Annotated in this window: 25 protein-coding genes; 10 read left to right on the forward strand and 15 right to left on the reverse strand. The window is 72.0% G+C overall.

The genetic code is table 11. The features are described 5' to 3' along the window. The first annotated feature begins 46 nt into the window (after positions 1–46). From ACWEOZ_RS14095 to ACWEOZ_RS14120, 6 genes are all read left to right on the forward strand, one after another. On the forward strand, positions 47–349 hold the full coding sequence (locus ACWEOZ_RS14095; RefSeq protein ID WP_360829165.1) for an urease subunit gamma: 303 nt from the start codon (positions 47–49) through the stop codon (positions 347–349). Next, complete coding sequence (locus tag ACWEOZ_RS14100) at positions 346–759, forward strand: urease subunit beta (protein WP_451911107.1); 414 nt, start codon at positions 346–348, stop codon at positions 757–759. The genes ACWEOZ_RS14095 and ACWEOZ_RS14100 overlap by 4 nt, the downstream gene beginning before the upstream one ends. Before the next feature lie 64 nt (positions 760–823). Further along, the gene (locus ACWEOZ_RS14105; protein WP_451911108.1) at positions 824–2,542 is read left to right on the forward strand and encodes an urease subunit alpha; all 1,719 of its coding nucleotides are present in this window, start codon (positions 824–826) and stop codon (positions 2,540–2,542) included. Positions 2,543–2,547: 5 nt separating this feature from the next. Next, positions 2,548–3,192 (forward strand): urease accessory protein UreF, encoded by a 645-nt coding sequence (locus tag ACWEOZ_RS14110; protein ID WP_451911109.1) that lies wholly within the window; start codon positions 2,548–2,550, stop codon positions 3,190–3,192. Continuing rightward, positions 3,182–3,889 carry an urease accessory protein UreG gene (gene ureG / locus ACWEOZ_RS14115; protein WP_451911110.1) on the forward strand — a complete coding sequence of 236 codons (708 nt, stop codon included), beginning with the start codon at positions 3,182–3,184 and terminating at the stop codon, positions 3,887–3,889. The genes ACWEOZ_RS14110 and ureG overlap by 11 nt, the downstream gene beginning before the upstream one ends. A 22-nt stretch (positions 3,890–3,911) precedes the next feature. Further along, positions 3,912–4,664 carry an urease accessory protein UreD gene (locus ACWEOZ_RS14120; RefSeq protein WP_451911111.1) on the forward strand — a complete coding sequence of 251 codons (753 nt, stop codon included), beginning with the start codon at positions 3,912–3,914 and terminating at the stop codon, positions 4,662–4,664. Positions 4,665–4,745: 81 nt separating this feature from the next. Here the strand turns inward: ACWEOZ_RS14120 and ACWEOZ_RS14125 are convergent, their stop codons facing one another. The 8 genes from ACWEOZ_RS14125 to ACWEOZ_RS14160 form a co-directional block, all read right to left on the reverse strand. Next, positions 4,746–5,816 carry an epoxide hydrolase family protein gene (locus tag ACWEOZ_RS14125; protein WP_451911112.1) on the reverse strand — a complete coding sequence of 357 codons (1,071 nt, stop codon included), beginning with the start codon at positions 5,814–5,816 and terminating at the stop codon, positions 4,746–4,748. 101 nt (positions 5,817–5,917) lie between these two features. After that, entirely contained in the window at positions 5,918–6,820 is a 903-nt protein-coding gene (locus ACWEOZ_RS14130; protein WP_360556097.1) for a sigma-70 family RNA polymerase sigma factor, read from the reverse strand. A gap of 154 nt (positions 6,821–6,974) precedes the next feature. Then, a complete protein-coding gene (locus tag ACWEOZ_RS14135) occupies positions 6,975–7,232 on the reverse strand; it encodes a hypothetical protein (RefSeq protein WP_451911113.1) in 258 nt (85 codons plus the stop codon). Between the two features lie 295 nt (positions 7,233–7,527). Further along, positions 7,528–9,825 (reverse strand): protein kinase domain-containing protein, encoded by a 2,298-nt coding sequence (locus ACWEOZ_RS14140; protein ID WP_451911114.1) that lies wholly within the window; start codon positions 9,823–9,825, stop codon positions 7,528–7,530. A 537-nt stretch (positions 9,826–10,362) separates the two neighbouring features. Then, the gene (cphA, locus tag ACWEOZ_RS14145; protein ID WP_451911115.1) at positions 10,363–13,098 is read right to left on the reverse strand and encodes a cyanophycin synthetase; all 2,736 of its coding nucleotides are present in this window, start codon (positions 13,096–13,098) and stop codon (positions 10,363–10,365) included. Further along, on the reverse strand, positions 13,095–13,934 hold the full coding sequence (locus ACWEOZ_RS14150; RefSeq protein WP_451911116.1) for a cyanophycinase: 840 nt from the start codon (positions 13,932–13,934) through the stop codon (positions 13,095–13,097). Before ACWEOZ_RS14150 ends, cphA begins: the two co-directional genes overlap by 4 nt. A 79-nt stretch (positions 13,935–14,013) precedes the next feature. Beyond that, positions 14,014–15,612, reverse strand: coding sequence for an MFS transporter (locus ACWEOZ_RS14155; RefSeq protein WP_451911117.1), 1,599 nt, complete (start codon positions 15,610–15,612; stop codon positions 14,014–14,016). A gap of 11 nt (positions 15,613–15,623) precedes the next feature. After that, complete coding sequence (locus ACWEOZ_RS14160) at positions 15,624–16,112, reverse strand: winged helix-turn-helix transcriptional regulator (protein ID WP_451911118.1); 489 nt, start codon at positions 16,110–16,112, stop codon at positions 15,624–15,626. 56 nt (positions 16,113–16,168) lie between these two features. Here ACWEOZ_RS14160 and ACWEOZ_RS14165 point away from each other — a divergent pair, with 56 nt between their 5' ends. Further along, positions 16,169–16,681, forward strand: coding sequence for a PaaI family thioesterase (locus tag ACWEOZ_RS14165; RefSeq protein WP_451911119.1), 513 nt, complete (start codon positions 16,169–16,171; stop codon positions 16,679–16,681). Here ACWEOZ_RS14165 and urtE read toward each other — a convergent pair whose 3' ends face one another. The 5 genes from urtE to urtA are packed head-to-tail and all read right to left on the reverse strand — an operon-like array spanning position 16,682 to position 21,304. Next, positions 16,682–17,374, reverse strand: coding sequence for an urea ABC transporter ATP-binding subunit UrtE (gene urtE, locus ACWEOZ_RS14170; protein ID WP_451911120.1), 693 nt, complete (start codon positions 17,372–17,374; stop codon positions 16,682–16,684). A 1-nt stretch (position 17,375) separates the two neighbouring features. Beyond that, a complete protein-coding gene (urtD, locus tag ACWEOZ_RS14175) occupies positions 17,376–18,134 on the reverse strand; it encodes an urea ABC transporter ATP-binding protein UrtD (RefSeq protein WP_451911121.1) in 759 nt (252 codons plus the stop codon). Further along, a complete protein-coding gene (urtC, locus tag ACWEOZ_RS14180) occupies positions 18,131–19,198 on the reverse strand; it encodes an urea ABC transporter permease subunit UrtC (RefSeq protein WP_451911122.1) in 1,068 nt (355 codons plus the stop codon). The genes urtD and urtC overlap by 4 nt, the downstream gene beginning before the upstream one ends. Beyond that, complete coding sequence (urtB, locus tag ACWEOZ_RS14185) at positions 19,195–20,073, reverse strand: urea ABC transporter permease subunit UrtB (protein ID WP_451911123.1); 879 nt, start codon at positions 20,071–20,073, stop codon at positions 19,195–19,197. The genes urtC and urtB overlap by 4 nt, the downstream gene beginning before the upstream one ends. A gap of 7 nt (positions 20,074–20,080) precedes the next feature. After that, on the reverse strand, positions 20,081–21,304 hold the full coding sequence (gene urtA, locus ACWEOZ_RS14190) for an urea ABC transporter substrate-binding protein (protein WP_451911124.1): 1,224 nt from the start codon (positions 21,302–21,304) through the stop codon (positions 20,081–20,083). Between the two features lie 139 nt (positions 21,305–21,443). Between urtA and ACWEOZ_RS14195 the strand changes: the two genes are divergently transcribed. Next, positions 21,444–21,980 carry an alpha/beta hydrolase gene (locus ACWEOZ_RS14195; RefSeq protein WP_451911125.1) on the forward strand — a complete coding sequence of 179 codons (537 nt, stop codon included), beginning with the start codon at positions 21,444–21,446 and terminating at the stop codon, positions 21,978–21,980. A gap of 5 nt (positions 21,981–21,985) precedes the next feature. Here ACWEOZ_RS14195 and hisS read toward each other — a convergent pair whose 3' ends face one another. Both hisS and ACWEOZ_RS14205 read right to left on the reverse strand, forming a co-directional pair. Further along, on the reverse strand, positions 21,986–23,317 hold the full coding sequence (gene hisS, locus ACWEOZ_RS14200) for a histidine--tRNA ligase (RefSeq protein WP_451911126.1): 1,332 nt from the start codon (positions 23,315–23,317) through the stop codon (positions 21,986–21,988). A 23-nt stretch (positions 23,318–23,340) separates the two neighbouring features. After that, on the reverse strand, positions 23,341–24,039 hold the full coding sequence (locus ACWEOZ_RS14205; RefSeq protein ID WP_451911127.1) for an MBL fold metallo-hydrolase: 699 nt from the start codon (positions 24,037–24,039) through the stop codon (positions 23,341–23,343). A 164-nt stretch (positions 24,040–24,203) separates the two neighbouring features. On the opposite strand from ACWEOZ_RS14205, the gene ACWEOZ_RS14210 reads away from it, so the two are divergent. Then, positions 24,204–25,088, forward strand: coding sequence for a peptidylprolyl isomerase (locus ACWEOZ_RS14210; protein ID WP_451911128.1), 885 nt, complete (start codon positions 24,204–24,206; stop codon positions 25,086–25,088). 65 nt (positions 25,089–25,153) lie between these two features. Then, on the forward strand, positions 25,154–25,984 hold the full coding sequence (locus ACWEOZ_RS14215) for a peptidylprolyl isomerase (protein WP_451911129.1): 831 nt from the start codon (positions 25,154–25,156) through the stop codon (positions 25,982–25,984). Positions 25,985–26,126 lie beyond the last annotated feature (142 nt).

The following is a 26,126-nucleotide window of genomic DNA, read 5'->3' on the forward strand; positions in this document are numbered from 1 at the left end:
AAACGTCCAGCTGCGAGCATCGCTGGGTGATCAGGGGAGGTCGGTTTTGTTCCTCAGCCAGCACGAGCAGGAACGCCTGCTCATCCACGTCGCGGCGGACGTCGCCCGGCGCCGGCGAGAGCGTGGTCTGCGCCTGAACCACCCCGAGGCGACCGCGATCATCACGGCCTTCCTCCTGGAGGGCGCGCGGGACGGGCGTACGGTCGCCGAGCTCATGGACGCCGGCCGGCGGGTGCTGACCCGCGAGGACGTGATGGACGGCGTGCCCGAGATGCTGGCCGAGGTGCAGGTCGAAGCGACGTTCCCGGACGGCACCAAGCTCGTCACCGTGCACGGGCCGATCTCATGATCGTGCCCGGGGAGATCATCGCCGGGGACGGCGACATCACGCTCAACGCCGGGCGGCCGGTGCTCGCGCTGACCGTGCGCAACACCGGCGACCGGCCCGTGCAGGTGGGCTCGCACTATCACTTCGCCGAGGCGAACGCGGCCCTCGACTTCGACCGCGAGGCCGCCTGGGGCCACCGCCTCGCCGTGCCCGCGGGCACCTCGGTGCGGTTCGAGCCGGGCCTGCCCCGCGACGTCGAGCTGATCCCCTTCACCGGCCACCGGATCGTCCCCGGCCTGCGCGGCCTGGCCGGCGGTCCGCTGGACCGGACGCCGGAGCCGTCGCCGGCCGACCCCGACGACATCGAACCCGCCGGCTCGCTGGACGAGGACACCGGAGAAGACCAGCCGTCGAACGGGAGCCCCCGGTGAAACCGACTGCCGAGCCAGGCCGTGGGAACGGCGCAGCCCAACGGGAGCACAGCGAGGCCATGGCGTGACCACACTCGACCGCGGCCGCTACGCCGCCCTGTACGGCCCCACCGCCGGCGACCGCATCCGGCTCGCCGACACCAACCTGCTGATCGAGGTCGAGGAGGACCGCAGCGCCGGCCCGCAGCCGGGCGACGAGGTCGTCTTCGGTGGCGGCAAGGTGATCCGCGAGTCCATGGGCCAGTCCCGCGCCACCCGCGCCGAGGGCAGCCCGGACACGGTGATCACCGGCGCGGTGGTGCTCGACCACTGGGGCATCGTCAAGGCCGACATCGGCATCCGCGACGGCCGGATCGTGGCGCTCGGCAAGGCCGGCAACCCCGACACCATGGACGGCGTCCACCCGGACCTGGTGATCGGCCCCGGCACCGAGATCATCGCCTGCAACGGCAAGATCCTCACCGCGGGCGCCATCGACAGCCACGTCCACCTGATCAGTCCCACCATTCTGGACACCGCGCTGGCCAGTGGCATCACCACGATCATCGGCGGCGGCACCGGCCCGGCCGAGGGCACCAAGGCCACCACGGTGACCCCGAACGCCTGGCACCTGGCCCGGATGCTCGAGTCCCTGGACCACTGGCCGATCAACGTGCTGCTGCTCGGCAAGGGCAACACCATGTCGAGCGAGTCGATGTGGGAGCAGCTGCGCGGCGGGGCCGGCGGCTTCAAACTGCACGAGGACTGGGGCACCACGCCGGCGGTCATCGACGCCGCGCTGCGGGTCGCCGACGCGTCCGGGGTGCAGGTCGCCATCCACACCGACACCCTGAACGAGGCCGGCTTCGTCGAGGAGACGCTGCGGGCGATCGGGGGGCGGTCGATCCACGCGTACCACACCGAAGGGGCCGGCGGCGGGCACGCGCCGGACATCATCACGGTCGCCTCGCACCCCAACGTGCTGCCGTCGTCGACCAACCCGACCCGGCCGTACACCCGCAACACCCTCAGCGAGCACCTGGACATGCTGATGGTCTGCCACCACCTGAACTCCTCGGTGCCCGAGGACCTGGCGTTCGCGGAGAGCCGGATCCGCCCGTCCACGATGGCGGCCGAGGACTTCCTGCACGACCTGGGCGCGATCTCGATGATCGGCTCCGATTCGCAGGCGATGGGCCGCGTCGGCGAGGTCGTCATGCGGACCTGGCAGACCGCGCACGTGATGAAGGCGCGCCGCGGCGCCCTGCCGGGCGACGGCCCGGCGGACAACCTCAGAGCGAAACGGTACGTGGCCAAGTACACGATCTGCCCCGCACTGGCCCACGGCATGGCCGAGCAGGTGGGCTCGGTCGAACCCGGCAAGCTGGCCGACCTGGTCCTGTGGGACCCGGCCTTCTTCGGCGTCCGCCCGGCCCTGGTGATCAAGGGCGGCATGATCGCCTCGGCCCAGATGGGCGACGCGAACGCCTCGATCCCCACCCCCCAGCCGATGCTCCCCCGTCCGATGTTCGGCGCCTACGGCGTGGTCCCGTCCGCGACCTCGGTGGCCTTCGTGGCGCCGGCCGCCCTGGACGCCCTGCTGGGCGACCGCATCGGCGTCAGGCGGGCCCTGGTGCCGGTGGCGGACACCCGTTCGGTGGGCAAGGCGGACCTGCCCCACAACGACGCCCTGCCCCGCATCGAGGTCGAGCCGGACACCTTCACGGTCCGCATCGACGGCGAGGTCATCGAGCCGGACCCGGTGACCGAGCTCCCGATGGCCCAGCGCTACTTCCTGTTCTGATCGGCATGAGCCTCGCGACGCTGCTGGTGCTGGCCGACGGACGGTTGCCGTCCGGTGGGCACGCGCATTCCGGCGGATTGGAGACCGCGGTCGCGGCCGGACGGGTGCGGGAGGTCCGGGACGTCGGCGGGTTCCTGCGCGGCCGGTTGCGGACCACGGGCTTCGTGTCCGCTGCTTTCGCGGCCGGCGCTTGTGCCCGTACCGGAGCATTTGCAGATCTTGATCGTGGGTTGGATGCCCGGACGCCGTCGCCCGCCCTGCGGCGGGCCTCGCGCGCGCAAGGGCGGGCGCTGTTGCGGGCCGGGCGGGCCATGTGGCCGGTGCCGGCCGTCGGCCGCGAGCCCCACCATCCCGTCGCGCTCGGGGCGGTGGCCGCCGCCGCCGGGCTCGGGCCGCTGGAGGCCGCGGTCGCCGCGGCGCACGGGGCCGTCAGCGGACCGGCCAGCGCGGCCGTGCGGCTGCTCGGCCTGGACCCTTACGCGGTGCATGCCCTGCTCGCCGGGCTGGCACCCGAGATAGACCGGATCGCGGCGGACGCCGCGGCTCGGGCCCACGACCCGGTCGACGCCCTGCCGGCCGCGGGCGCCCCGCTGCTCGACATCGGCGCCGAGCTGCACGCCACCTGGGAGGTGCGTCTCTTTGCATCCTGAACTGCACGAACACGATCCCGACGAGGTCGGTCACACCCATCCCGACCCGGGCGTCGATCCGCATGCGCCGCTGCACCCCGGCCCGCGGGCCCTGCGCATCGGCATCGGCGGCCCGGTCGGTTCCGGCAAGACCGCGCTGGTCGCGGCGCTGTGCCGGGCGCTGGGCGCCGAGCTCCGGCTCGCGGTGGTGACCAACGACATCTACACCACCGAGGACGCCGACTTCCTGCTGCGCAACGGGGTGCTGCCGGCGGACCGGATCCGCGCGGTGGAGACCGGCTGCTGCCCGCACACCGCGATCCGGGACGACATCTCCGCCAATCTGGACGCGGTCGAGGATCTGGAGGCGACGCTCGGGCCGCTGGACCTCGTGCTGGTGGAGAGCGGCGGGGACAACCTGACCGCGACGTTCAGCAAAGGCCTGATCGACCAGCAGATCTTCGTGGTCGACGTGGCCGGCGGCGACAAGGTGCCGCGCAAGGGCGGGCCGGGGGTCACGACCGCCGACCTGCTGGTGATCAACAAGACGGATCTCGCGCCGCTGGTCGGAGCTGATCTGTCGGTGATGGACCGGGATGCCCGGGCACGGCGCGGTGAGCTGCCGACGGTGTTCCTGTCGCTGGTCGGCGACCGGGCGGCCACCCCGGTCGCCGACTGGATCCGCGCACTGGTCGCGGCCCGGGTGCCCGCGGCCTGATGGGCTGCCGGGTGGCGGGCTGATGCGGGCCGAAGCGCGGATCGTCGCCGAGTCCGACGGACGGGGCGGCACCCGGCTCGCGGTGCTGCGCGGGGAGTCGCCGCTGCTGCTGCGCCGCACCGGGCCGCGGACCGGCGGTGACGTCACCGTGCACCTCGTCGGTGGGGCCGCCGGGCCACTGCGGGGCGACGACCTGCGGCTGGACATCGAGGTCGGGCCGGGGGCGCGGCTGGCGGTGCGCAGTGTGGCCGCGCAGCTGGCGCTGCCCGGACGGCCGGGTGCGCCGGCGTCGCGGCTGGAGATCCGGGCGGTCGTCGCGGCCGGCGCGACGTTGCGGTGGCAGCCGGAGCCGCTGATCGCGGCGACCGGCTGTGATCATCACGCGATCACGCGGGTCGAGATCGAGTCCGGCGGCACCCTGCTCTGGCGCGAGGATCTGGTCTGCGGCCGGCACGACGAGCCGTCCGGCGACGTGCACACCGACCTGACCATCCGGTACGCCGGCAGTACCCTGCACCGCCACGAGCTGACGGTCGGTCCCCGGGCCCCGGGCTGGTCGGGCGCGGCGGTGCTCGGTGGTGGCCGGGCGGTCGGTTCGCTCATCCTCGCCGGTCCGGAGCTGCCCGCCCCCGCGCTGCTCGGCGGGGACGCGGCGCTGATGCCGCTCGCCGGGCCGGGGATGCTGGCCGGCGCCGTCGGGCAGGACATCCGGCAGGTACAGGCGGCCCTGGACCCGCTCTGCGTCGAGCCGCACCGCCGGCCCGTCGCGGTGTGACGCGCCTCGGCCGCTCGTCACGGCATGCCGCTCCCGGCGGCCCGCGGCATGGCGCGCCCCGGCGGCCCGCGGCGTCGCGGCTCAGCGCAGTGGCGCGAAGAAGGTGCGCAGGTCGGCGGCGAGGGCGGCCGGTTCGTGCAGGGCGACGAAGTGGCCACCGGGATTCCCGGCCGGCCAGTGCGTGATCGTGTTCTGCTCCTCGGCCAGCCGCCGGAACAGCGGCGGTCCCCCGGCGTAGACACCCGTCGGCACCGCCTTCTGCCCCTGCGGCCAGGCGAACGCCGGGGTGTCGTACATGAACCACGAGGACGAGGCCGCCGTCCCGGTGAACCAGTAGATGCTGGTGTTCGTCAGCAGCAGATCCCGGTCGATCACCAGGTCGCCGAACTCCTTCATCTTCTGCATGTGCCAGGCCAGCAGCGCCACCGGCGAGTCATGCCACCCGTACGCGAAGGTCTGCGGCGCCGCCCGCAGCAGGGAGTGGTGGTCCACGCCCGACCCGGCCCACTCCTGCATCGCCGCGTAGTCGGCCCGTTCGGCCTCGCTCATGCCCGGCACGTCCGCCTCGGTCGGCATGCCCGGACCGGCGTTCACGTGCACGCCCACCACCCGGTCCGGCGCCGCCACCGCGACTGCCGGTGCGAGGTACGCGCCCAGGTCACCCCCGTGCGAGCCGTAGCGCTCGTATCCCAGGCGGCTCATCAGCTGCGCCCAGATCCGGCCCACCTGCGCCACCCCGAAGCCCGGCGTACGCGGGGCCGCCGAGAAGCCGAAGCCGGGCACCGACGGCACCACCACGTGGAAGTCCGCGCTGAGCCTCTCGATCAGGTTGATGAACTCGACGAACGAGCTCGGCCAGCCGTGGCTCAGAATCAGCGGCAGTGCGTCCGGCCGCGGGGACCGGACGTGCAGGAAGTGGATGTCCAGACCGTCGATCTCGGTGATCCACTGCGGGAAGGTGTTGAGCCGCGCTTCGTACGCCCGCCAGTCGTAACCGGTGCCCCAGTGTTCGGCCAGCTCGCGCAGCCACTCCACCGGCACGCCGCGGTCCCAGTCCGCCCCGGGCAACTGCGCGGGCCAGCGGGTCCGGGCCAGCCGCTCGTCCAGGTCGGTGAGGTCGTACGGGTCGACGGCGATCCGGAAAGGTCTCATCCGCCTACCGTAGGAACCATTGCGGCCAGCTCCCGGCCGCAATTCCCCGGGGCCGGGGCGACCCCGCGGCCGGAGAACCGGTCGCCGAGTCGCCCCACCGGTCAGGCGGCAACCGCGATCGGTACGCCGTGACTGTCGGTCAAGGCCAACCGGGTCCGCAGGTTGCCCTGCTCCGCGACCCGGGCGAAGTACTCGGTCCGCCGCCGCTGCAGGCAGCCCTTGCGGGTCCGCGGTCCGCCGGCCGCCACGGTGAGCAGCTCCGGGGCCAGCGAGCTGTTCAGGCCCTCCCGAAGCAGGCGCAACGCCTCGGTGCGCAGCTGTGAGATCCGCGACTCGGTGACCCCGAGCTCGGCGGCCACGTCGCTGAGCGGCTGTTCCTGCAGGAAGGACTGGGTGACCACCAGGCGCAGCCGCTCGGGCAGGGCCTGGATGGCCTGGTGCAGATATCCCAGCCGTTCCCGCTTGAGCAGCAGGTCCTCGGGCCCCTCGGACAGCTCCGGGACCATCTCCTCGGCGGCGCCGGTGGGGAAGCCCTGCAGGCTGAGCAGGGCCGCCTTCTGCACATCGTCCTCGACGCTGGCCAGTTCGGCGACGCCGATGCCGAGCATCTCGGCCACCTCGGCCTCCGACGGGGTCCGGCCGAGGGCCGCGGTGAGTTCCTGGCGGGCTGTCGCCGTACGGCGGGCCCGGGCCCGGACCGATCGGCTGGCCCAGTCCTGCCCGCGCAGCTCGTCCAGCAGCGCGCCGCGGATCCGGACAGCGGCGAAGCGGTGGAACGGGATGCCCCGGCTCACGTCGAAGGAGCGCGCGGCGCCGAGCAGTGCGGCGAATCCGGCGGACGACAGGTCGTCGGCGTGAACGTGGCCGGGTACGCGGTTGAGCAGTTCCCGAACCAGGTGTCCCACCATCGGCATGTGTTCGCGGACCAGGTCCTCGAGGTCGCGCGCGGACGGCGCGTCATGGACGATGCCGACGGTGGCGGGGAGTTCGGTCGTCACGGTCACGTGTTCCTCCTCGCTCGTACAAGCCGGCAGGTGAACCGGCTGATGAGGAGAACACTTATGGCCGAAGGGTGCAGTGGCGGCCGAACTCGGTTGCTTTTGAGGTGTTTTTTACGAAAAAGGCTCAGCTATCGGGGGCGTTCCCCCGGGGCCTGTTTCAGCTGGCGAAGTGCGGGCGGCGCGGCGCGGCCAGCATGGCGCTCAGCTCGCGGCGCACCCAGTTCATCCGGCGCACGGCGGCCTCCGGGTGGTCACCGAACTCGGCGGCGACGCCGGCCGCACAGCCGTCGCTGCCGTGGCGCAGCAGCATGGCGGTGACGGTCTCCTCGACAGTCTGGCGGCTCGGGCACTCGGACGGCTGCAGGTAGGAGACGAACAGAGCCTCCGCGGCCAGGTCCTGGACGGTGCTGATCATGTGGAACTCCCCGATGTGCGACGACTTGCCTGGTTCCAGCTAACGCTCGCGCCGGTGCCGACCGGAACCGCTCAGGTTGCAGACCGGTATCAGTCATCTTCCCCGTGGGCGTCAACCCGGCCCGCAGGCACGCCGATACGGTTCATACCGATTTCGGCGGAAGGCTCTCGTCACGGCCGTCGCGGGTCGTCACGGGCAGCACCGGTTCCTGTCGGGCTCAATTTCGACCTTACGCGCAGCTCGGGCGGCCCAACCGGAACTCCGGTCGACCGCCCGAGGACGCGCTTGTCGGATTTCAGCCCACGGCCCCCGGCACGGGCTCGTTGCCGGAGGTGTCGCCCGGGTCGACGTACGTGTCCGTCACCGCCGGGCTCGTCTCCGTCACGGCCGGCTCCGTGGTCGTCGGCGTGGCAGCCGGCGTCGTGGTCGGCGCGGACGGCTCCACCGGGGTCCCGTCGTCGCCGCCGGTGCCGTTGCCGTTGCCGTTGCCGTTCCCGTTGCCACCGGTGTCCACCACTACGCCCGGTGTCGTGGTCGTCGGCGTGACCCCGGCCGGCACCGTCGTGTTGACCGGGACCGGGACGGCGACCCCGCCCGGGTTGATCGAGATACCCGGGATCGGCGTGTCCTTGGTCGGCACCGGGCCCAGCCGGACCGTGCCGTTCGTGAGGTGCTCGACCGGCCGCGACGGCGCGCCGGGCGCCGGCGAGACGAACGTCTGGCAGGTCTCCCCGCCGAGCTCGAACACCATCGGGGCGGCGTTGCTGGCCCGGTAGCGGCCGGTGAACTCGAGCGTCCTGGTCTGCTGCGGGCTCAGCGGCGTGCGGCCCAGCACGGTGACACCCTGCCCCTGCTGGTCCAGCTTGAGCCCACCGTTGCCCGACACCACCTGGTCACCCGGCATCAGGAACCAGAGCTTCCAGTCCTTGATCGCCGAATTCTCCCGGTTGGCCAGCGTGATCGCCGCCTTGAACTTCTTGTCCTTGTCCTCCCAGACCGCGTAGCTGACCACGCACTTGTTCGAGCCGGTCAGCGTGGTCGATCCCGCGTTCGGGGTCTTCGGCGTGCTGTCCTGGGAGAGCGCGGCCACCGCGGCCGAGGCGACCAGGACCGCACCGACGATCGACCCGGAGATGATGAGCACCCGGCGCCGCTGGGTGATGCCGCCGTTGCCACCGGGGCCGGAGGGGCCGGTGGCCGCGATGCCCGGCCTGTTCTGGTTGGGCGGGCTGCCGCCACCGGGACGGGCGGGCGGGGTGTTGCCCCGGCCGCCGTTGCCTCCGGCACCGGAGGGACGGGCCGGCGACGCGGCCGGGCCGTCCTGGCGGGGCGGCGGCCGGAAAGCGTCGTCGCCACCGAAGGCGGGACGCAGGGCCGGGCCGGCCGGAGCGGAATCCTCGACGGGCGGCGCCGTGGCGCCCGCCGCCGAGGCGCCCGCGGGAGCCGGTGGCACGGGACCGAACCGGCTGTTGCGAGCCCCGCGCTGCGGCGGGGACGACACCGGGCCGACGGCCGCCTCGACCTCGGCGACCGAGACCGCCGGGGGCACCGGCGTTCCGGCCGGGGCCGGCGAGACCGGCGCCTCAGCAGCGGGAACAGCGGCGACACCGCGGCCCGGAGCAGCGGAGTGCACCTGGGCCAGACCTGGCCGGACCCGGCCGAAGCCGTCGGTGTCCCGCCGGGCGGACGGCAGGATCGTGGTGTCCTCGCCGTTCTCGGCCCAGTCCGGCACGTAGGCGCGGCTGGCCGGCACCCCGGCCGACACCGTGCCCAGCACGTGCGCCAGCTCGGCACTGGACGGGCGGTCCGCGGGCCGCTTCTCCAGGCAGCGGGCGATCAGCGCGGAGACCGCGCTGGGCAGGCCCTCGACCGGCGGCAGCGGCTCCGGCTCCGTGTACTGGTGGGCGCGCAACAGGGCCGTCGTCGTGCCGACGTCCCACGGGAGCTGCCCGATCAGCGTGCGGTAGATCAGCAGGCCGACCGCGTACACGTCGGTGGCCGGGCTGACCTGGCCGCCCTCGAGCCGCTCGGGCGCGAGGTAGGCCGGCGTGCCCAGCAGGCTGCCGTCCGGGTCGATGTCGTTCTCGCCGATCAGGGCCGAGATGCCGAAGTCGACGACCTTGGCGCCGCCGGAGGTGAGCATGACGTTGGCCGGGGTCACGTCGCGGTGCACGATGCCCCGGGCGTGCGCGGCCGCCAGGGCCGCCGCGACCTCGGAGGAGATGCGGACCGCGGCCGGCCACGGGAGCCGGCGCGAACGGGCCAGGACGGCCGCCAGCGACTCGCCGTCGACGAGCTCCATGACGACGTACGGGACCGGCTCACCGTCGACGGTGGTCGCCTCGCCGTAGTCGTAGACGTTGGTGATGTGCGGGTGGCTCAGCCGTGCGGCGGCCTGGGCCTCCGCGCGGAGTCGGCGTCGGAACGAGGGGTCGGTGCTCGTCGAGGGCGGCAGGACCTTCACCGCGACCTGACGACCGAGCACTTCGTCGAACCCTCGCCAGACCACTGACATCCCGCCGGCACCGAGCCGCTCGACCAGTCGGTAGCGACCGGCCAGCAGACTCGAACCGGGCAGGTCCGTCGTGCTCATGTGCCCCCACATGCGCGATCGGAAGAAACATCAGCACTGCACCGCCATGCGTGCTGATGCCGGGGCGGTTGTCGGTCCGCCGTCGGACCGAGCATTCCCCATCGACGGCGAGGATGTTAGCGGACGATCGGCCAGGTCTCGACTCCTCGGCAACCCGGATGAGCTGGGCCTCGTCACGCTCTGTTCCGCGCCATGCGCCTGCGGTGGGCGCGGGAGGCCGAGGACAGAATGCCTGGTCAGAGCTGTATAGATGGCCATGCTAAACAGGCCTGGGCCCTATGCCCGCTTCGTCGGAACTTGCAGCTGGATAACGAATCTCGCGATTGGACCGCGAATTCTGCACGTGCAGTCGCGTTCGCATCACACAAAGGAACAATGACGAGATCATGAGTGGCGCTCATCTATACCCAGGGTGATGGTTGCCAGAGGGCAATGACCTGGGCAACCCCGCCCGATCGGGTGATTTCCCGGCGCCGATCATTCTTTGTTGCCGCAAGCCACCAGCGTTGCTGACAAATCACCCGATCCAGGGAACCACTACGGGGAAACGGCCGCCCGGGGCGAGCGCGCGACCGTACGGGCCGGGTGCGCGGACAGCCGTTCGGCGTGCACCACGGCGGAGTCGGCGGGTACGGCGCCCAGCCCCTCGAGGTGGTCCAGCAGCGGCCCGAGCTTCTCGTAGAGCACGAGGATCACGTCACCCGGGACGGCCAGCCGCAACGCCGCGTCGACCGCCTCCCGGAAGCCCGGGGTCCGGACGACCTCGATCAGCGGCCGGCGCCCGCGCATCTCGCGTTCCACCAGTGCGGAGACCTCCCCCGGAGCCCGGCCCCGCAGGTCCTCGTCGTCGTGCAGCACAGCCCGGGTGACCCCGTCCGCGAGCACCTGGGCCGAGGCGGCCAGCAGGTCGTCGCGGCGGTCGCCGGGCAGCGTGACCGTGGCCAGGCACCGCTGCGGACCCCAGAGCCGGTGCAGCGTCCGCAGCACGGTCGCGATCGCCGCCGGGTTGTGCGCGTAGTCCACGAACAGGGTCACGTCGCCGAGGCGCAGCAGCGTGGCCCGGCCCGGGTTGTCCACCCGCGGCTCGAAGGCGGTCAGCCGCTCGGCCACCACGTCCGGCGGGGCGCCGAGTGCCCGGGCGGCAGCCGCCGCGGCGAGGGCGTTGACGGCCGCGTACGACGCCGCTCCCCCGAACGAGCCGGGCACGTCCGCGACACGCAGCAACGGGGTGCGCCGGCCGCCGGTGGCCTGGACCAGCCAGCCGTCCTGGAGCACGTACGCCGTGCCGCCCCGGCCCAGGTGCTCGGCCAGCACCGGCTGCCGGCTGTCGGTGCCGAACCAGACGACACGTTTGCGGTCGGCGCGGACCCGGGGCCGCTCGGCGATGCTGCGGATCCACGGGTCGTCGGCGTTGAGCACCAGGGTGCCGCCGTCCCGGACCCGCTCGGCGATCAGGGCCTTGACGTGGGCCAGGTCCTCGATCGACTCGAGCCCGTCCTGGCCCAGGTGGTCGGCGGTGATGTTGGTCAGCACGCCGACGTCGGTCCGGTCGTACCCCAGCCCCCGGCGCAGCGTGCCGCCCCGGGCGGTCTCCAGGACGGCCGCCTGGACCCCGGGGTCGCCGAGCACCATCTGCGCCGAGCGCGGCCCGGTGGCGTCACCGACGTGCACCACCCGGCCGTCGATCGCGACCCCGTCGCTGGTGGCCACGCCCACCCGCAGACCGGTGCCGGCCAGCAGGTGCGCGACCAGCCGGGTCACGGTCGTCTTGCCGTTGGTGCCGGTCACGGCCACGGTCGGGATCCGCCCGTCGGAACCTCCGGGGAACATCGCCCGCACGATCGCGTCCCCGACGTCGCGGGAGCGCCCGCGCACGGGCGCCAGATGCATGCGCAGCCCGGGTACGGCGTTGACCTCGATCACGCCGGCGCCCAGCTCGTCGAGGTCACCGGTCGGCGGCAGCGGCGCGGCGATGTCGGCCAGCCGCAGGTCGATGCCGGCGATGTCCAGCCCGACCAGGGCGGCGACGCGCAGGCAGAGCCGGGCCACGTCGGGGTGCACCCGGTCGGTGACGTCGCTGCCGGTGCCACCGGTGGACAGGTTGGCATTGTCGCGCAGCCACACCTGGCGCCCGGCCGCGGGCACGGTGCCGGGCGTGCACCCCTGCCGGTCCAGCGCGGCCAGCGCGTTGGCGTCCAGCTCGATGCGGGTCAGCACCCGGGCGTGCCCGACCCCGCGCCGCGGGTCCGCGTTGGTCAGCGCGACCAGGTCGGCCACAGTGCTCTCGCCGTCGCCGACCACGTGCGCCGCGACCCGCTCGGCGGCGGCCACCACCTCACCCGCGACGACCAGGACGCGGTAGTCCCGGCCGGCGAACTGCCGTTCGACCACCACGTCGCCGCCCGCGGCCGTGTACGCCCGTTCGACCTCCTCGGGCGTGCGCAGGTTCAGCACCACGTGCTCGCCCTGGCGGCCCTGCCGCGGCTTGACCACGACCGGCGCTCCCAGCACATCCAGCAGGCGCACCGCCTCGGCGACGGTACGGGCGGCCCCACCCGGCGCGACCGGCACCCCGGCGTCCTCGAGCAACCGCCGGGTGACCTGCTTGTCGGCCGCGATGTCGACGCCCACGCCGCTGGTCCGGTCGGTCATCGCGGCCCAGGCGAGGCGCCGGCGGGTGCCCCAGCCCAGGCGCAGCAGGCTGAGGTCGGCGTACCGCTCGACCGGGATGCCCCGGCGCCGGGCCGCGGCGATGATCGACCTGGTGCTCGGCCCGGTGGCCTCCTGCTCGGCCAGCGCGGCCAGGGCGGTGAGGCGTTCGGTCAGGTCGGCGGCGGGCACGGACTCGCCGGCCGCGACCGAGGCGACCAGCTCCGCCGCCGTCTCCAGCAGCTCGCCCGGCAGCGTGGAGTCCGGCGACTCGTCCACCGGGCACTCGATGATCAGGTCGTAGTGGCCCGGCTCGCCGGCCGAGACGGTCCGGCCGAAGCTGACGTCGCGCCCGATCCGCTGGGACAGCTCGATGCTGACGTGCTCGGTGACGTGGCCGAAGTAGGTGCCGCCGCGCATCCGGCTGACGAAGCCGCCGGGCGAGCCGGCCGCACAGTGGTGCTCGGCCAGGCCCGGCAGGGCGCGCAGGATCCGTTCGGTGAACCCGGCGACGTCGCTGGTCTCGCGGCCGGTGAGCTCGTCGAGGCACAGCCGGGCCACGATCGCGGGCCGGGACAGGTGGACGTTGGGTCCGCGTAGCCGGCGGATGCTGAGGATCTTCATGCGGCCAGTTCCCGTTCCCCGGCGGACCCGTCGACGATCGAGGGGCGTCGGCCGGACAGTTCGAACCTGCACCCGGCAGGCAGCACATGCACCCGCGCCCCGGTGAGCGCGATGGGCCCGTCGGCCGGCACCCGGATGTCCGCGGCGGCGCCCGCGTCGACGATCGTGACCGCGCCGGTGCCCAGCACCTCGAAGCTGTCGCCCTCGGCCAGGATCGCGGTGTCCTCGTCGATGCCCAGGCCGAGCTCGTGCGGATAGAGGGCGACGGCGCTGAGCAGCCGGTTGAGCCGGCCGCGCTCGGCGAAGTGCATGTCGATCAGCACGCCGGGCAGGAACTCCAGCCCCGGTCCGGTGCGCACACTGGCCCGGGTGACCCCCGGGCTGTCGCCGCCGAGGATCATGGTGCCGGACATCATCGCGGCGCCGGCGCTGGTGCCGCCGAGCACGATCGTGCCGGTCTGCACCAGCCGCTGCAGCGCCGAGTCGGCCAGCGTGCCGCCGAGGACGGTGGTGATCCGCAGCTGGTCGCCGCCGGTGAAGAAGACGCCGGTGGCGGTGGCCAGCGCCTTGACCACGGCGGGCTCGTTGGCCTGGGCCCGGTTGTCCAGGCGCAGGGCCCGGACCCGGCCCGCGCCGAGGCTGGTGAACAGCGCGGCGTACTCGGCCTCCAGGACGGCGGGCTCCGCGCTGGCGGTGGCGATGACGATCAGCTCGGCGGCGGGACCACCGGCCAGGCCGACGAAGCGGCGCAGGATCTCGGTGCCGCCCGGACCGTAGCGTTCCGCGCCACCGATGACGAGCAGCCGGGAATGACCGGAACGATCGACGAGTGCCACGCCGTGCCTCCTGAAGGGCCGCACCCCTCGAACCGGCGGCCTGCCCTGAGGCTAATCGGAACAATCCCGAAACATCGGGCTAATCCGCCGAGTCGGCGGGCAGCAGGTGCGAGACCACGGGCGGCCCCTCGGCCAGCGCCCACGCCTTTTGCTCCTCCTGCTCGTCGCTGCCGGTGAGGCGGCCCTCGTGCTGGCGCAGATGTTCGTCCCACGTGGGCACCAGGTAGACCTCGACGAACTCTTCCGCCGCCTCGCCCGGGCGGAACAGTCCCCACCGGGTGGCCCCGGTGCGCTGCCGGGAGCGCCGTACGGCCTGCATCGCGGCGACGAAGGCGGCCCGGTTGGCCGGCCGGACCCGGAACGTCGAGGTGACCAGCACCGGCCCCTCGTCCAGGTGCGGCTCCAGCATCAGGTGCGGCTCGGCCCAGTAGACCGCCGGGCTGCGGTCACCCTCCTGGTGGTGCAGCGGCAGCCAGCGCACGGTCACGGTGCCGACCAGCATCAGCGTGGCCGCGGCGAGGAAAGCGGCGCCCAGGCCGAACGCCTCGGTCACCTGGCCCCACAGCAGCGCGCCGGCGGCCTGGCCGCCGGCGAAGACCACCTGGTAGACCGCGAAGCCACGGGCGCGGACCCAGTTCGGCAGGAACAGCTGCAGGCTCGCGTTCATCCGCGACACCTGGATCATCCAGGCCAGCCCGGCGGCGAGCAGCACCGGCACCACGACCAGGACACTGGCCACCGTGGCCACCACGAGCAGCGCGAGGCCGTAGACCGTGCCGGAGAGCACGAGCAGCCGGTTGGCCGGGACGTGCTCACGGACCCGGGGCATCAGCAGGGCACCCAGGACCGCGCCGACGCCCAGGGCGGCGAGCAGGATGCCGTACCCGCTGGGGCCCAGGGCCAGCTCCTGCTCGGCGACCAGCGGCAGCAGGCCCCAGACGATGCTGCCGGGCAGGACGAACAGCACCACGCGCAGCAGGATCCGGCGGACCACCGGCGAGTAGCGCACGTACCGGCCGCCGGCCCGCAGCGCCGGACCGAACCGCTCGGCGTGCGCGGTCCCGCTCTCCGGCGGCCGGCGCCAGCGCAGCAGCGCCACGGCGAAGATGACGAACGACAGCGCGTTCAGGCCGAACACCGCGGCCACACCCACGTGCGCGACCAGCAGCCCGGCCACGGCCGGCCCGACCGAGCGGGCCAGGTTGGTGTTGACCGCGCCGAGCGCGGACGCCGAGGCGAGCTCGTCGCGCGGGACCACCTCGGGGATGATCGCCTGCCAGGTCGGCAGGGTCAGCGCCTGGCCGGCGCCGAGCAGGAACGTGAAGATCAACAGCAGCGGGGGCGGCATCCGGTCGAGCACGGTCAGGACGGTCAGCGTCCCGGCCACGACGAACAACCCCACCTGTACGGCGAGCAGCAGCCGCCGGCGATCGAAGGTGTCGGCCAGCGTGCCCGACGGCAGTGCGAGCAGCAGGACGGGCAGCATCGTCGCGGTCTGCACCAGGCTGACGTAGGTGGCCGCGTCCGGCTCGTGCACCAGGTGCCACTGGGCCCCGACGGTCTGCATCCAGGTGCCGACGTTGCTGGCCAGCACGCCGATCCACAAGCCGCGGAAGATCTTGTCCCGCAGCGGGGCCCACGCGGATGTCTCCCCTGCTGATGCCTGTGCCGGTGCCACGGCCAGGGAGCTTAGCCGCGGCGCTTGGCCCCCGGCCCGGGGCGGGGCGCGACCTCGCGGGGGTCGGCGATCCGGTGGCCGTGCGCGCAGTGCAGCTCGGTGTGGATCCGCGCGCCGCAGTCGCGGTGGGCCATCTCCAGCGGCGGGCCGCCGGGATCGGCCAGGTAGCGGTCCCCCCACTCCATCACCGCGGTGAGCACCGGGTAGAGGTCGAGCCCTTTGGCGGTGAGCCGGTACTCGTGGCGGACCCGCGCACCGGGCTCCTGGTACGGCTCGCGGCGCAGCAGGCCGTGCTCGACCAGGGAGGCGAGCCGGTTGGTGAGGACCTGGCGCGGGATGCCGGTGCGCTCGCGCATGTCGGCGAAGCGGCGGACGCCGGTGAAGACCTCCCGCAGCACCACGATCGTCCACTTCTCGCCGAGGACGCCCATCGCGCGGCCGATCGTGCAGGCGTCGACGGACCAGTCGAGGGCGGACGGGCGGTCGAGGGTGGGATTCATGACACCGAGGCTAGGTCTGTTTGACAGACACAGCAAGCGGGTGCCAGTCTGCGTCCATGACGCAGACCCAGGATCAGACCCGCACGCGTACGTATTCCTGGACCGATCCGGCGGCGCACGCCTCACTGCTGGCCACCACCGACGGTCTGACCCTGCTGCGCCGGATGGAGGCGGGCGAGCTGCCTCCCCCGCCGATCATGAACTTGATCGACATCGCCGGGATGCAGGTCGAGGAAGGCAGCGTCACCTTCTTCATCGACCCGCGGGAGTTCCACTACAACCCGCTGGGCTCGGTGCACGGCGGCGTGATCTCCACGCTGCTGGACAGCGCGGCCGCCTGCTCACTGCACTCGACGCTGCCGGCCGGCGTCGGCTACACCTCGCTGGACCTCACCGTGAAGTTCCTGCGGACGGTGACCGTGGACTCGGGGCGGCTCGCCTGCAAGGGCAGTGTGCTGCAGAAGGGCCGCCGGACCGCGCTCACCGAGGCCCGGCTGACCGACACCGCGGGACGCCTCGTCGCCCACGCCACCTCCAGCTGCATGATCTTCGAGGCGCCCCGCTCCTGATCAGACCGCCAGCAGCCGGCGCACCGACTCGCCGCCGAGCTCGCCGGCCGGACCCGCCCGCACCACCTCACCCGCGTCCAGGATCACGAAGCGGTCGGCCAGCCGCAGGGCCAGCTCCAGATACTGCTCGACCAGCAGGATCGTCAGCCCGGCCGCGTGCAGCTGCCGGATCGCCTCCTCGATCTCGCGCACGATCGACGGCTGGATGCCCTCGGTCGGCTCGTCCAGCAGCAGCATCCGCGGCTCGGTGACCAGCGCCCGGGCGATCGCGAGCTGCTGCTGCTGCCCGCCGGAGAGGAAACCGGCCCGCCGCTTGAGCAGGCCGCGCAGCGCCGGGAACAGGTCGAACGCCTCGTCGACCACCCCGGCCCGGCGGTTGCCCGCGGTCTCCCGCGCCACCTGGAGGTTCTCCGCGACGGTCAGCTGCGGGAACGTCTCGTGGCCCTGGGGCACGTAGCCGAGCCCGAGCCGGACCCGCTCGTGCACCTTGAGCCTGCTCAGCTCCCGGCCGTCGAAACGCACCGCGCCCGAGCGGGCCGGCAGCACCCCCATGATCGCCTTCAGCAGGGTGGTCTTGCCGACACCGTTGCGGCCCATCAAGCACACCAGCGAACCGGCCGGCGCGGTCAGCGAGACCCCGAAGAGCACCTGCGCCCGGCCGTACGACACCTGCAGGTCCTCGACCTCCAGCACGTCAGGCCACCTCCTTGTCGAGCTCGTCACGGGACCGTCCGAGATAGACCTCCTGCACGCGCGGATCGGCCTGCACCTCGGCGACCGTGCCCTCGCACAGCAGCCGGCCCTCGTGCAGCACCGTCACCGTGCTGGCGAAGCGGCGCAGAAAATCCATGTCGTGCTCGACCACCAGGACCGTGTGGTCGCGGGCCACCGACTGCAGCAGCTCGCCCGTACGCTCGCGCTCGGTGCGGCTCATGCCCGCGACCGGCTCGTCGAGCAGCAGCAGCCGGGGCCGCTGCACCACCAGCATGCCGATCTCGAGCCACTGCCGCTGACCGTGCGAGAGCACCCCGGCCGGGCGGTCGGCCAGCGCGCCCAGCCCGATGGTGTCCAGCGCCGAGGCGACGTCGTCGGAAACGCCGTGCCGGCGGCGCAGCAGGGCCGGCAGCCGGCGCCGGAAACCCGCCGCCAGGTCCAGGTTGTCGACGACACTCAGCTCCTCGAACACCACGGACGTCTGGAAGGTACGGCCGACGCCCGCGCGCACGACCTCATACTCGCGGCGGCCCACCAGCTCCTGCCCGGCGAAGCTGACCGAGCCGGTCGCCGGCCGGGTCAGCCCGGTGATGACGTCGATCAGGGTGGTCTTGCCGGCGCCGTTGGGCCCGATGAGGAACCGCAGCTCGCCGGCGTCGAGGGAGAAGTCCAGGTCGGTGATCGCGGGGAAGCCGGAGAAGACGACGTTCAGGCCGCGTACCTCCAGGAGCTTGCTCATGCCCGTACCTCCTCGAGAACCGGCGGGGCCGGCGCCGCCGGCCGGCGCCGGGCCGCGATCACGTCGCGCAGCCGGCCGGCCAGGCCGGCCAGGCCGCGGGGAGCCCAGAGCATGACCGCCACGAAGAGCGCGCCCTGCACGTAGAGCCAGCTGTCCGGCCACTGCTCGCTGAAGATGGTCTTGCCGTAGTGGAACAGCAGCGCGCCGCCGACCGCACCGGCCAGCGAGTACCGCCCGCCGATCGCCACCCCTATGAGCAGCTCCAGCGACGCGACCACGCCGAGATTGGCCGGCGTGAGCAGGCCGACCACCGGGACGAAGAGCGCACCGGCGATGCCGGCCAGCCCGGCCGAGACCGCGAAGGCGAAGGTCTTGACCAGGGCCGGGTCGTAGCCGAGGAACCGCACCCGGTCCTCGCCGTCGCGGATCGCCACCAGCAGCTGCCCGTAGCGGCTGCGGGCCAGCTGCCGCACGACCAGATAGGACAGTCCCAGCACGACCACGATGGCGAAGTACAGGATCCGGCGGTCGCCGTCGTCATAGAGGTCCAGGCCGAAGAATCGCTGGAAATTGGTCAGGCCGTTGGTGCCACCGGTCAGGCCCTGCTGGCCTACGAGCAGGATGACGAACGCCGCCGCCAGGGCCTGCGACAGCACCGCGAAGTACGCGCCCCGCACCCGTTGCCGGAAGACCAGCAGCCCCAGCAGCACCGCCACCGTCACCGGCAGCACGACCACCATCGTGAGCGCGAAGACGGGGTCGGCGAACGGCTTCCACAGCAGCGGCAACTGCTCGACGCCGCTCCACGACATGAAGTCGGGCAGCTGCCCCGGCCCGGCCTCGACGAGCTTGAGGTGCATGCCCATCGCGTATCCGCCGAGCCCGAAGAACACCCCCTGGCCCAGCGTCAGCATGCCGCCGCGGCCCCAGGCCAGCGCGATGCCGAGCGCGACGATCGCATAGCAGAGGTACTTGGCCAGCAGGTCCAGCCGGAACGGGGTGAACACCAGCGGCGCGGCCAGCAGCAGTACGGCGACGACGCCGAAGGCGATCCTGTTTCTCATGTCAGCGCCCTCGATCGCAGGACGAACATGCCCTGGGGCCGGACCTGCAGGAACGCGATGATCACGGCGAACACCACCACCTTGGCGAAGCTGGCCCCGTTGGCCGTCCAGAACTCGACGAAGCTGTTGAGCACGCCCAGTGCGAACGCGGCGATCACCGCACCGCGCAGCTGACCCAGCCCACCGGCCACCACGACCAGGAACGCGTCCACGATGTACCCGCTGCCCAGCGTCGGGCCGACCGGGCCGATCAGGGTCAGCGCGACCCCGGCCACGCCGGCCAGCCCGGACCCGATGAAGAAGGTGGCCTGGTCGACCCGCCCGGTCGCGACCCCGCTGACCGCGGCCAGCTGCCTGTTCTGCATCACGGCCCGCATCCGCCGGCCCTGCCGCAGCTTGCTCAGGTACAGCGAGATCGCCACCACGCAGCCGATCGCCAGCACCAGGATGAAGACCCGGTTGTACGGGATCCGTACGCCCACGTCGATCCCGCCGGTGAGCCAGCCCGGCGCGGTGACCTGAACATTGGGCGCCCCGAAGACGTCCCGGGCGACCTGCTGCAGGATCAGGCTGATGCCCCAGGTGAGCAGCAGCGTGTCCAGCGGGCGGCCGTAGAAGCGCCGGATGAACAGCCGTTCCAGGATCAGCCCGAGCACCCCGCCCACGGCGAAGGCGACGGGCAGCGCCACCAGCACGGCCTGCTCGCCGGCCAGCGGCTGCAGGACGTACGCGGTGTACGCGCCGGCCATGATGAACTCGCCGTGCGCCATGTTGATGACGCCCATCTGGCCGAAGGTGAAGGTCAGCCCCAGCGAGGCGAGCAGCAGCACCGCGCCGATGCTCGCCCCGATGACCAACTGGTTCAGGGTTCCCATGGCTCGCTCAGGACGCCAGTCCGGCGGCCCACGGGTAGCCCTTGAGGTAGGGATCCGGCTTCACGGGCTCGCCGGAGTTCCACACCTCCTTGATCTGACCGTCGGGCTGGATCAGGCCGATCCGGGCGGTCTTGTAGACGTGCTGGGTCTCGCCGTCGATGGTCACCTTGCCCTCGGGCAGATCCAGGGAGATCCCGCCGGCCGCCTTCTTGACCGCCTCGACGTCGGTGCTGCCCGCCTTGGCGGCTGCCGCGGCCCACAGCTTGACCGCGTTGTAGCCGGCCTCCATCGGGTCGGAGGTCACCTTGGTCGCGCCGTACTTCGCCTTGTAGTTCTTGACGAACTCGGTGTTGGTGGCGCCCTCGGTGGTCTGGTAGTAGTTCCACGCCACCAGGTGACCGGCGATGTTGGCCGGGCCGATGCCGCCGACCTCCTCCTCGGCGACGCTGACACTCACCGTCGGCATGGTCTTGTCGGTGAATCCGGCGCTGCGCAACTGCTTGAAGAACGCGACGTTGCTGTCGCCGTTGAGGGTGTTGAAGACGACGTCGGGCTTGGCCTGGCCGAGCTTGTTGACGATGGTCGAGTACTCGGTGTTGCCCAGCGGGGTGTACTCCTCGCCGGTCACCGTCATGCCGTTGGCCGCCGCGTACGCCTTGATGATCTTGTTGGCCGTGCGCGGGAAGACGTAGTCGCTGCCGACCAGGAAGACCGACTTCTTGCCCTGCTGCTTGAGGTAGTCCAGGGCGGGCACGATCTGCTGGTTGGTGGTCGCGCCGGTGTAGAAGATGTACGGCGAGCTCTCCAGTCCCTCGTACTGCACCGGATACCAGAGCAGGGCCTTGTTGCGTTCGAAGACCGGCAGCATCGCCTTGCGGCTGGCCGAGGTCCAGCCCCCGAAAGTGGTGGCGACCTTGTCCTCGTTGATCAGCTTCTGGGCCTTCTCGGCGAACGTCGGCCAGTCCGAGGCGCCGTCCTCGACGACCGGTTCGAGCTTCTTGCCGAGGACGCCGCCGGCCGCGTTGACCTCCTCGATGGCCAGCAGCTCGGAGTCGCGGACCGTCACCTCGCTGATGGCCATCGTGCCGCTGAGGGAGTGCAGGATGCCGACCTTGATGGTGTCGCCGGAGGAGCTGCCGCTCGCCGACGGATCATCGGCACAGCCGGCCACCACCAGAGTCGTGGAGAGGAAAAGGATGGAGAGAGTCTTGGTCCACTTCGTAGATGACATGGGGACTTGTCCCTTCGCCCGCGGGGGGTGGTGCCCCGAAAGCTAGGAACAGCTCATTTCACGCAACGTATTGACACATGTCGAATAAGTTAACGTGACCTCACAGGCCACATAGGATCTCCGGCGCTAGGCTGGCGCCGTGCTCAGCGGAATCCTGGTGCCCGGCGGCATCGGCGTCGTCCAGACCACCCTGCTGGACCTCGGCTGGGAGGCGCTGACCGACCGGCAGGACCTCATCGAGCAGGTCACCTGGACGATGCCCGAAGGGCTGATGGAGGTCGGGCCGGAGCCGTTCGTGCGCGCCTGCGTCGCCGCGGCACTGCACCGGCTGGTCCAGCGCGACCCCGACGCCCGGCCGGTGCTGATCGCGAAGTCGCTGGGCACCCACGCCGCGATCCTGGCCGCCGACCTGGAGCTCCCGGCGATCTGGCTGACCCCGTTGCTGACCATCCCGCCCGTGGTGGAGGCGATCATCCGCAACCCGGCGCCGCAGCTGCTCATCGGCGGCACGGCGGACCCGTGGTGGGTCCCGGAAACAGCCCGCTCGACCGGCAAGCAGGTGCTGACCATCCGGGACGCCAACCACTCCCTGCGCGCGCCCGGGACCCTGCGGGACTTCGCCGAGACGCTGGGCGTCATCGGCACCGCGATCGAGGACTTCCTGGACGCACGCTGACGGGCTCAGCCTCCGGAGACCACCGGGGTCAGATCCTCGGCCGGCGGCTGCCAGGTGGACGCGTCGGCCTCGACCTGGTCACCCGAGCGGATGTCCTTGATCGTGTCCGCCGCGCCGTCGGTGCCGGGGAACCACACGTACGGGATGCCCCGCCGCTCGGCGAAACGGATCTGCTTGCCGAACTTGGCCGCCGACGGCGCCACCTCGGTGCTGATCCCCCGGCTGCGCAGCGCCCGGGCGATCCGGTCGCAGGCCGGGCGCAGCTCCTCGGCCGGCAACGCGACCACGACGCAGGTCGGCACCGACCGTGAGACGCCCAGCGCGCTGCGGCCGAACAACAGCCCCAGCATCCGGGAGACGCCGATCGAGATGCCGACGCCCGGGAAGCGCTCGCTGCCCGCGGTCGCCAGATTCTCGTAGCGGCCGCCGGAGCAGATCGAGCCGAACCGCTCGTAGCCGCGCAGCTGGGTCTCGTAGACCGTGCCCGTGTAGTAGTCGAGGCCGCGGGCGATCTTCAGCTCCGCCCGGATCAGGCCCGGCGCGTGCTCGGTGCCCGCGTCGACGACCCGGACCAGCTCCTCCAGGCCCTCGTCCAGCAGCGCGTTGTCGACACCCAGGGCCCGTACCGCGTCCACGAAGGAGGAGTCGGCCGTCGAGATCGATGCCAGCTCCAGGCACGCCTTGGCCTGGGCGTCGGTGGCCCCGGCCGTCTCGACCAGCAGCGCCGCCACCTTCTCCGGGCCGATCTTGTCGAGCTTGTCGACTGTGCGCAGCACCTGATCCGGGTCCTCGAGGCCCAGACCCCGGTAGAAGCCCTCGCACACCTTGCGGTTGTTGACCAGGATCGTGGCCGGCGGGATCGGCAACGAGGCGAACGCGTCCCCGATCACCAGCGGCATCTCGGTGTCGTAGTGGAACGGCAGGTTGTCGCGGTCGACCACGTCGATGTCGGCCTGCAGGAACTCCCGGTAGCGGCCCTCCTGCGGGCGCTCGCCGCGCCACACCTTCTGGATCTGATAGCGGCGGAACGGGAATTGCAGCTTGCCGCTGTTCTCCAGCACGAAACGGGCGAACGGCACGGTCAGGTCGAAGTGCAGGCCGAGGGAGTCGTCGGACGGCGCGCCGGGATCCTCCTGGAGGCGGCGCAGGACGTACACCTCCTTGGAGGTCTCCCCCTTGCGCAGCAACTGGTCCAGCGGCTCGACGGCGCGGGTCTCCAACGGCGCGAACCCGTACAGCTCGAAGGTCGCGCGGATCCGCTCGACGACACTCTGCTCGATCATCCGCTGCGCGGGCAGCCACTCCGGGAACCCGGAGATGGGCGTGGGCTTGCTCATGGTGCTTCTCCTAGCGAAAAGTCTCAGAGGCCCCGGCCGGGCGCGGTGGTCAGCTCCCGCAGGTACGGGTTCGCCACGCGCTCGCGGCCGATGGTGGTTTCCGGTCCGTGGCCGGGCAGCACGACGGTGTCGTCGGCCAGCGGCAGGATCTTGTCCCGCAGGCTGACCATCATCGTCTCCGTGCTGCCGCCCGGCAGGTCGGTGCGGCCGATCGAACCGGCGAAGAGCACGTCACCGGAGAGGCAGACCTGGTCCGCCTCCCACTGCGAGCCCGCGCCGGGCAGCCGGAAGAGCACCGACCCGCCGGTATGGCCGGGCGCATGGTCCACGGTGATCTCCAGGCCGGCCAGGCTCAGCGTGGCCCCGTCGGTCAGCTCCGCGACGTCCTCGGGCTCGGTGTACGACAGCCGGCCGCCGAACAACGCGGTCAGATCCATGCTCAGGCCCTTGGCCGGGTCGGCGAGCATCTCCCGGTCGGCGGGATGCACGTACGCCGTGATGCCGCGCGCACCGCAGACCGGCGCGACGGAGAACGTGTGGTCCAGGTGGCCGTGGGTCAGCAGCACCGCGGCCGGGTGCAGCCGGTGCTGGGCCAGCACCTCGTCGAGGCGGTCGAGCACACCGATGCCCGGATCGACCACCAGGCACTGCTCCCCCGGGCCGGCGGCCACGACGTAACAGTTGGTGCCGAACGCGTCGGCCGGAAAGCCGGTGACGAGCACTGGGCACCCCTCTCTCGCGGTCGGATTCGCCGTTCCAGCCTAGCGGGACACACCGTACGCACCGTGACGGAACCTCGCACACCACATTCCCAGCGGTTACCCGTACACTCTTGCGGGCGTGTGGCGTGGCGCACTGACAAGAGTTTAAGGAAGGGGAGCACTCGGTGGCTTCCAGCAGGGACCGGGCGCGAAAACTGGCGCGGGAGAAGCTCGATCGGCAGCTCGCACGCCGGGCGGGCAGGCAGCGCCGGCGGCGGCAGATCCAGGCCGGGCTCGGTGCGGCACTGGCGCTCGTCCTGATCGTGGGCGGAGTGGCGTGGCTCGGCGGCGCCTTCGACGGCGACGACCCGGTCGACCCGACCGCTTCCGAGGTGTGCGCGTGGACGCCGCAGAACGCCGAGTCGAACCCCGACCTCAAAGACGTCGGTGAGCCGCCGACCAGCGGCATCCCCACCGCGGGCACCCGGCCGATGACCATCACGACCGACCAGGGCGCCCCGATCGTCGTCACCCTCGACCTGGCCGCCGCGCCGTGCACCAGCGCGAGCCTGAGCTACCTGGCCGGCAAGCAGTTCTTCGACAACACCACCTGCCACGAGATCACCGCCGAGGGCGCGATCCACTGCGGGGACCCGAAGGGCACGGGCCAGGGCGGTCCGACGTACACGGTCTACAACGAGAACACGCCGACCGCACCGGCCCCCGCGCCCAGCGCCTCGGCCGCGCCCAAGCTGCAGGAGCCGCTCTACCCCAAGGGCACCGTGGCGATGATCGGCAACCCGCCGGGCGCCAACGGCAGCCAGTTCCTGATCTTCTTCAAGGATTTCACCCCGAAGACGGAACCGCAGTATCCGATCGTCGGAAAGGTCACCGGCGGGCTGGACACGGTCGCCAAGATCGGCAAGATCGCCACCGTGGCGAACAGCGCGGGCGACAAAGTCACCCCGAAGAACAAGATCACCGTGCAGAGCATCACCGTCGGCGAGCCCAGCGCAGAGCCCGCCGCCACCGCCCCCTCGGCCGCCCCCTCGGCGTCCGGCCAGTCCTGAGCTTTCCGGACCAGAATCGTCGCAACATATCCCCTCACCGCACCGAGGCATACAGGAGGAACACCGTGTCGTCGATCAAGGACCGGCAGCGCGCGGCGGCGCGGGCCCGGCTGGAGAAGGAGATGGCCGAGCGCGCCACTGCCGCGCGCAAGCGCCGGCAGCGGCAGGCCATCATCGGATCGGCCCTCGCGGTCGTCGTGATCGCGGGCGCCGCGGTGTGGATCGTCGCCGCGCTCGGCAACGACGATGACAAGAAGTCGACCGACGCGGCCGCCCCACCGCCCGGCACCGTGGCCTGCTCGTGGATCCCGGAGGACGGCAGCACGGGCAGCAAGGTCAAGGACGTCGGCACCCCGCCGGCGAACGCCCCGAACACGGGCACGTCGACCCTGACCATGGACACCAACCTGGGCGCGATCACGGCCACGGTGGACCTGAGCAAGGCGCCGTGCACGGGTGAGGCGTTCACGTTCCTGTCGGGCAAGAAGTTCTGGGACAACACCAAGTGCCACCGGCTCACAACCGAGGGCATCAAGGTGCTGCAGTGCGGCGACCCGACGGCGACCGGCAAGGGCTGGCGCGAGAGCGACGGCTCCGGCGGGCCCAGCTTCCGCTACGCGGAGGAGAACCTCCCGACGAACGCGAAGCCGGCGTACCCGAAGGGCACCATCGCAATGGCAAAGACACAGGCGCCCAGCTCGACGGGCAGCCAGTACTTCATCGTGTACGAGGACACCGACCTGCCGCCGGACTACACGGTCCTGGGGAAGATCACCAAGGGGCTCGACATCGTCGAGAGTGTGGCCAAGGCCGGCAGTGACAACGCCAATGGTCAGGGCGACGGGCATCCGAAGAAGGAGATCACCATCAAGACTCTGACCATGGCCAAGGGCTGATCTTTCCTTCTCGTTCTTCGGTCGGCGGGCCCTCCTGATTTTCTCTTGGGGGGTCCGCCTTCTTTTGTTTCTGGTCACGGTGGGGGCTTGGGGGCGGGGATGGCCCACGCAGCTCGTCAGGCTTGATATCTGCGTGGGCCAT

The organism is Actinoplanes sp. NPDC004185, from assembly GCF_053603475.1.

Excerpts from the sequence above, each read along its gene's own strand:
- ACWEOZ_RS14100 (WP_451911107.1), top strand. The coding sequence starts at position 346 with ATGATCGTGCCCGGGGAGATCATCGCCGGGGACGGCGACATCACGCTC.
- ACWEOZ_RS14110 (WP_451911109.1), top strand. The coding sequence starts at position 2,548 with ATGAGCCTCGCGACGCTGCTGGTGCTGGCCGACGGACGGTTGCCGTCC.
- ACWEOZ_RS14120 (WP_451911111.1), top strand. The coding sequence starts at position 3,912 with ATGCGGGCCGAAGCGCGGATCGTCGCCGAGTCCGACGGACGGGGCGGC.
- ACWEOZ_RS14125 (WP_451911112.1), bottom strand. The coding sequence starts at position 5,816 with ATGAGACCTTTCCGGATCGCCGTCGACCCGTACGACCTCACCGACCTG.
- ACWEOZ_RS14135 (WP_451911113.1), bottom strand. The coding sequence starts at position 7,232 with ATGATCAGCACCGTCCAGGACCTGGCCGCGGAGGCTCTGTTCGTCTCC.
- ACWEOZ_RS14140 (WP_451911114.1), bottom strand. The coding sequence starts at position 9,825 with ATGAGCACGACGGACCTGCCCGGTTCGAGTCTGCTGGCCGGTCGCTAC.
- cphA (WP_451911115.1), bottom strand. The coding sequence starts at position 13,098 with ATGAAGATCCTCAGCATCCGCCGGCTACGCGGACCCAACGTCCACCTG.
- ACWEOZ_RS14160 (WP_451911118.1), bottom strand. The coding sequence starts at position 16,112 with ATGAATCCCACCCTCGACCGCCCGTCCGCCCTCGACTGGTCCGTCGAC.
- ACWEOZ_RS14165 (WP_451911119.1), top strand. The coding sequence starts at position 16,169 with ATGACGCAGACCCAGGATCAGACCCGCACGCGTACGTATTCCTGGACC.
- urtD (WP_451911121.1), bottom strand. The coding sequence starts at position 18,134 with ATGAGCAAGCTCCTGGAGGTACGCGGCCTGAACGTCGTCTTCTCCGGC.
- urtC (WP_451911122.1), bottom strand. The coding sequence starts at position 19,198 with ATGAGAAACAGGATCGCCTTCGGCGTCGTCGCCGTACTGCTGCTGGCC.
- urtB (WP_451911123.1), bottom strand. The coding sequence starts at position 20,073 with ATGGGAACCCTGAACCAGTTGGTCATCGGGGCGAGCATCGGCGCGGTG.
- urtA (WP_451911124.1), bottom strand. The coding sequence starts at position 21,304 with ATGTCATCTACGAAGTGGACCAAGACTCTCTCCATCCTTTTCCTCTCC.
- hisS (WP_451911126.1), bottom strand. The coding sequence starts at position 23,317 with ATGAGCAAGCCCACGCCCATCTCCGGGTTCCCGGAGTGGCTGCCCGCG.